This window comes from Ruegeria profundi (assembly GCF_001507545.1).
In the GTDB taxonomy this organism is placed as follows: Bacteria; Pseudomonadota; Alphaproteobacteria; order Rhodobacterales; family Rhodobacteraceae; genus Ruegeria; species Ruegeria profundi.
Map to the genome: position 1 here is coordinate 1 of NZ_LQBP01000026.1, position 3,829 is coordinate 3,829.

3 protein-coding genes are annotated in these 3,829 nt (G+C 52.9%); 1 reads left to right on the top strand and 2 read right to left on the bottom strand.

Annotated elements, in window-relative coordinates:
• Nucleotides 1-47: 47 nt before the first annotated feature.
• Nucleotides 48-191 carry a hypothetical protein gene (locus AVO44_RS21435; RefSeq protein WP_169794895.1) on the bottom strand — a complete coding sequence of 48 codons (144 nt, stop codon included), beginning with the start codon at nucleotides 189-191 and terminating at the stop codon, nucleotides 48-50.
• Between the two features lie 28 nt (nucleotides 192-219).
• Nucleotides 220-1,119, bottom strand: a complete 900-nt coding sequence (locus AVO44_RS20470) for a sterol desaturase family protein (RefSeq protein WP_233422049.1) — start codon at nucleotides 1,117-1,119, stop codon at nucleotides 220-222.
• A gap of 369 nt (nucleotides 1,120-1,488) precedes the next feature.
• Between AVO44_RS20470 and AVO44_RS20475 the strand changes: the two genes are divergently transcribed.
• The gene (locus tag AVO44_RS20475; RefSeq protein WP_082677609.1) at nucleotides 1,489-3,612 is read left to right on the top strand and encodes an adenylate/guanylate cyclase domain-containing protein; all 2,124 of its coding nucleotides are present in this window, start codon (nucleotides 1,489-1,491) and stop codon (nucleotides 3,610-3,612) included.
• Nucleotides 3,613-3,829: the final 217 nt, after the last annotated feature.

Genomic DNA, 3,829 nt, shown 5'->3' on the forward strand with positions numbered 1-3,829 from the left:
CCAATCGTCAGGCAGACGCGCCCATCTACAAAATCTCTGTGCCCCAATCAGTGCCCAGCGAACGCCACCAGCGCCAATACCGCGAGAGCGGTTTCGTCCTCGTCCGCAGAGCGGTCGTTGGCGACATTTAAGTGAATGACCGCACCGAGCACATTTCGACCGATGCTGAACGCCGCGTGAATTTCGCTCAAGCGGGGCAAAGCAGTCTTTGGTTCAGCGCTATTGGTCTATTTGGTCATTTCCAAGCTTGGTTTGCCCGGACGAGACAGATGAAGATCGCCTCCGTTGGCTCGGGGCGTCGAGGGCACCTCCGCTCGCCGGGCCGCGCAGCGGCTGAAACAGCATTCGGTCGAGCCAGAGGTCTCGGCGTGTGCGAAACTGCTCGATGCCAATTTCCATGCCCTTATGCCCCTTCTCGGGTTGCGCAACGTAGGTTCCGAGGAGCCGGTCCCACCACGGTAGATTAAAGCCAAAATTCGAGTTGGTCTCGCTTGGATCGACGGAGTGGTGGACTCGGTGCATGTCTGGAGTGACGACGAGCCATCTGAGAATTCGATCCACCGGACGCGGCAAATCAATGTTTGCGTGATTGAAAAGCGCGGTAGCGTTCAGGATTACCTCGAAAAGGAGCACCGCGACTGCGGGCGGCCCCAAGGCTGCTACGACCGCCAGCTTGATCCCCATCGAGATGAGGATTTCTACCGGATGGAAACGCAAGCCTGTGGTCGCGTCAAAATCGAGGTCGGCGTGATGCATCCGGTGCAGACGCCAAAGCCCCGGTACCGCATGGAACATCACATGCTGAAGGTAGATTGCGAGATCGAGAAGCAGCATGGAGACCAAGATCGCAACCCAAACCGGCGCCTCGATGTTGTTGAAGAGCCCCCATCCGCGCTCCTCGGCCTTGGCTGCGAGACCAACCGCGAGGATTGGAAAGGTCAGCCGCAGGATAGCGGTGTCGAGCACTACGAGCGCAAGGTTGTTTGTCCATCGGACAACGCGCGGAATATCCCGTCGGCGCCGGGGTGCGGCCACTTCCCAAAGTGCCATCGCCGCCAGGACGGCTAGGAAGGCAATAAGGCGGATAGTTGGTTCAGCAGCAAGGATTGCGTCGGACATGGACATCCACTGTTCGGGTTTCCGTCGCGATAGAATTGCAAGGCATTCTAGACGACGACCGCTCCAATGTATCGCAGACATTCAAGCGATACCATCTGAGGGCGGCCTCGTCCGCAACTCTGCCGTTCGATGCAGACCTTTAGGCGAAATTTCTCGGAATGACCACCAACAAGGACCGCTATCCGTTCCTAAGCCGTCATCTGACCAAAAGCCTCAGATGACTGCCTTGAGCCCGTTGCGGACTGTTGTTGCCGAAAGCATTAGAACAGGTTTTGGCCTTCTCACTCTTTCTTTGACGGACATCTATGAAACTAACCAATTGGAAACTTAAATCTGGTCTTCCATTCATAATCGTGGCTAGTACATGAGATGAAAATTCGTCTACACATCGGCGTCGCGACGGTATTCACGCTACTTACATTGTGCGTAACCACGATGCTTGTGGCCATTCTGTATTTCGGAAACAAGCAACTTGCCGTTCATACGGCACAAAAACAGATGGCAGCGGCCAGAGCGCGGTCAGTTGAAGACATGCTGACTGTCATTCGCGGTGCCGGAAATGTCGTGTCTTCCGCGTCCGTATTTCTGTCGAATTTTCCCGAACAAGCAAACTCGCTTGTTGGTTTGGATGTTCTATACTCGAAGATCCAAGGTAAGGAGCACTATTACGGATTGTATTTTGCGGAAGCGCAATCTGGAGACTTCTATCAGAATATCAATATTCCGAGTGACTGGCGCGTTTTCGGCCCTGATCAAAGGCCGGTGCCCGAGGGTGTCAACCGCGTGCAGCGCATTATTTTGGACCAAGCGGACACTCGTTTGGAGACATATTACTGGTCAGAGAAAAACGAACCCCCAAAACCATTTCTCAGCCGAAGCACCAAATATGACCCACGTTCGCGTCCTTGGTATCGCGGAGCAATAGAGCATTCCGAAATATACATAACGCCGCTCTACCTGTTTGAAAGTACAGGCAATGCGGGCGTTACCTTCTCCAAGAGCGTGTTTGACAAAACAGGCAAACTGATGGGCGTGGTTGCGCTCGACATGACAATGTCGGCTCTTTCGCAAATTCTAAACGATATTCGGATTGGAGATCACGGCCTCGCCTTCATGATGGACCGAGAGGGCCGGCTACTCGCTTATACAAGCACACGTTCCGACGATGGGATGGCGCGTTTTGTGAGTGCCAATCCAAATGAGCAAATCGAAATGGACAACAGGGTTGTTGCCGGTGCTGTAAGCCAATGGCAGGCCAACCAACAAGAATTCTTCAACTTCGTTTCCCCCTCAGATGCGCGTAAGCACATAGCCTCTGTTGCGCCTATTCCAGAGATTTTCGGGGCCCAGCCGACGCTTGGGTTAACAGTGCCTGAGGAAGAGCTTGTTGGGGGCATACAACGAACGACAAAGCGTGCTTTGCAATTCGGCGGGCTGGCAATGGTAGTGGCGGTAGCTTTCACTTTCCTTGTGGCCCGTGTTCTAAGCAAGAGCCTGGGTAGAGTTACAACAGAAGCTCGAAAGGTCAGCAATTTCGAACTAGGCGATGATCTGAACTTAAAGTCGAATATTCAGGAGGTTGCCGAGCTGGAAGCCGCGATTGCGAGCATGAAGGCCGGTCTGTCCAGTTTTGGCGCTTACGTTCCGAAAGAGTTGGTTCGTTCCATCGTTTCAAAAGCGGAGAGAATTGGGGTCGGGGGTAACTCGCAGGAAGTGACGCTCATGTTCACTGATCTTCAGGGATTCACCTCTCAAACAGAAGGGCTTGAACCGGAAATCCTTATGCCCGCGTTATCCGAATATTTCGAGGCTATGGAGGAAGTAATTTCTTCAAATTTTGGTACCGTCGATAAATACATCGGAGACGCCATCATGGCGCTTTGGAATGCTCCAATTGGTGACCCTGATCATCCAAATCATGCGTGCCGGGCGGCGCTGGCTTGTTTGCGCGCCGAAGAACACCTCAACTCTGAACAAGGAACCTCACCTTTGCGTCCGCTCCATACGCGTTTCGGGCTGCATACTGGTCCTGTGGTCGTTGGAAACGTTGGCTCACAATCAAGGCTGCAGTATACGGCGCTGGGGGCAGCCGTGAACTTTGCTTCGCGGCTGGAAGGCTTAAATAAAGTCTATGGAACCAGAATACTTGTCTCGGAAGCCGTTGCTTGTCATGTCGAGAGCGAGTTCTTGTTGCGTGAAATTGACATTGTCATACCTCTTGGAGCAAGCAACCCCAGCCGCATCTATGAACTCGTATGTGAAAACGGGGCCAATGTGAGTGACGCGCTGAAACGCGAACTTGACAGTTGGGAGACGTGCTATTCTTTGTACCGGTCGGCAGCTTGGCAAGATGCATTGAACGCATTTGAAAAGCATAGACAGTTGGAAAAAAACGAGCTTCTCGTCGACACATTTATTGATCGATGCAATGGCTTCATCTCTCAACCTCAGGACTCAGACTGGGACGGCGTGTACAGATTTCAAAGTAAATGAACGAACGATTTGAAAACTTTTTGACTATTTCGGATCTGTTGCTCCATTGACCGACCGACTTGTCCGCGAAGCGGTCGTTCATCCAGATCAAAGGTGCTGCGGTGCCGCTAACGGCGGTTTCGTCTAAGGTTTGTGGCTGCTGTCAGCGTGAGCTGCAGCGGCGATAAATCTGACAAGGAGGAAAGCGCGGGCAGATTTCGGTGCTATGGGGATTGTG

Bases quoted from the DNA above. Each gene is read 5' to 3' on its own strand.
- AVO44_RS20470 (WP_233422049.1), bottom strand. From the start codon at position 1,119: ATGTCCGACGCAATCCTTGCTGCTGAACCAACTATCCGCCTTATTGCC.
- AVO44_RS20475 (WP_082677609.1), top strand. From the start codon at position 1,489: ATGAAAATTCGTCTACACATCGGCGTCGCGACGGTATTCACGCTACTT.